This is a genomic window from Dietzia sp. SYD-A1 (genome assembly GCF_015356725.1).
In the GTDB taxonomy this organism is placed as follows: domain Bacteria; phylum Actinomycetota; class Actinomycetes; order Mycobacteriales; family Mycobacteriaceae; genus Dietzia.
The window spans coordinates 1-1,283 of sequence record NZ_JADDKI010000317.1 but is presented as its reverse complement, the minus strand read 5'-3'; the positions used below and the strand labels follow the sequence as shown (position 1 = coordinate 1,283).

The window sequence follows — 1,283 nt, the reverse complement described above, 5'->3', positions numbered from 1 at the left end:
GGCGGGCGGTCCCCCGCCCGGCATCGCGGCCAGTCGGCGACGCAGCTCAGCAACGCGGTCCGCCGTGCCGAGGCCGGACATGTCGACGGCAGAAGTGCCCATTACCATCACCAGAACCTCCCGACCCGGACGACACGCCGCCAACCGCTCTGATCGAACTATTTTTCGATCACGGGGAACAGTGAACACCACCGGTCCGACACGGCGCAAGAACACCTGTTCGAACAGGGTTCTCCTCGTCGTCGCCCCCAGTCGCCGTTCCAGTCGCCGCCCCTCGGCGTTCACCCGGAGCCTCTACCCTCGGGAACCATGAAGGCCTCCATCGGGAACCGCATCGTGCTCATCGGCGCCGGGGACGTGGGCATCGCCTACGGGTACGCGCTCGTCAACCAGGGCCTGGCCGACCACCTGTCCATCATCGACATCGACCACGACAAACTGGTCGGCGAGGTCATGGATCTCAACCACGGCGTCGTGTGGGCCCCCTCCCCCACCCTCGTCACGGAGGGCACCTATGACGACTGCGCGGACGCCACGATGGTGGTGATCTGCGCCGGCGCCGCCCAGCGACCCGGCGAGACGCGACTCGACCTGGTCGGCAGGAACATGGCGATCTTCGAGGGGATCGTCGGCGACGTCATGGCGACCGGCTTCGACGGCATCCTGCTCGTGGCCACCAACCCCGTCGACATCCTCACCCAGGCCTCCTGGCGCTACTCCGGCCTTCCCTCCGCACAGGTCATCGGCTCCGGGACGATCCTCGACTCGGCGCGCTTCCGCTTCATGCTGGGCGAGTACTACGACGTCGCCCCGATGAGCGTGCACGCCTCGATCATCGGCGAGCACGGTGACACCGAACTGCCGGTCTTCTCGTCCGCCAACGTCTCGGGGGTGCCACTGCGCCGGGATCTCGACGGGGACCCGGCCACGCGGGAACGACTGGCCCGGATCTTCACGGAGACCAGGGACGCCGCCTACCGGATCATCGACTCCAAGGGCTCCACGAGCTACGGCATCGGCATGGGGCTGGCCCGCATCACGCGAGCCGTGCTGCGCAACGAGCAGGTGTCGCTACCGGTCTCCACGTTGTTGCGGGGCGAGTACGGGCAGGACGGGATCTTCATCGGCGTCCCCGCGGTGATCGGCCGGACCGGGGTCCAGCGCGTGGTGGAGTTGGAACTCGACGCCACCGAGATCGAACAGTTCGCCCGCAGCGCGTCTGCACTGCGGGCGGTGTCGGAGCAGTTCGAGATACTGCGCTGAGTCAGGGGGTCGGGGTCAGG

At 67.9% G+C, this 1,283-nt stretch carries 1 protein-coding gene; it reads left to right on the top strand.

Annotated elements, in window-relative coordinates; genetic code table 11:
- Positions 1–309: 309 nt before the first annotated feature.
- The gene (locus IY392_RS12830) at positions 310–1,263 is read left to right on the top strand and encodes an L-lactate dehydrogenase (protein ID WP_095717867.1); all 954 of its coding nucleotides are present in this window, start codon (positions 310–312) and stop codon (positions 1,261–1,263) included.
- Positions 1,264–1,283 lie beyond the last annotated feature (20 nt).

What these genes read in the sequence shown, in the direction of transcription:
- IY392_RS12830 (WP_095717867.1), top strand. Translation starts at nt 310, where the DNA reads ATGAAGGCCTCCATCGGGAACCGCATCGTGCTCATCGGCGCCGGGGAC.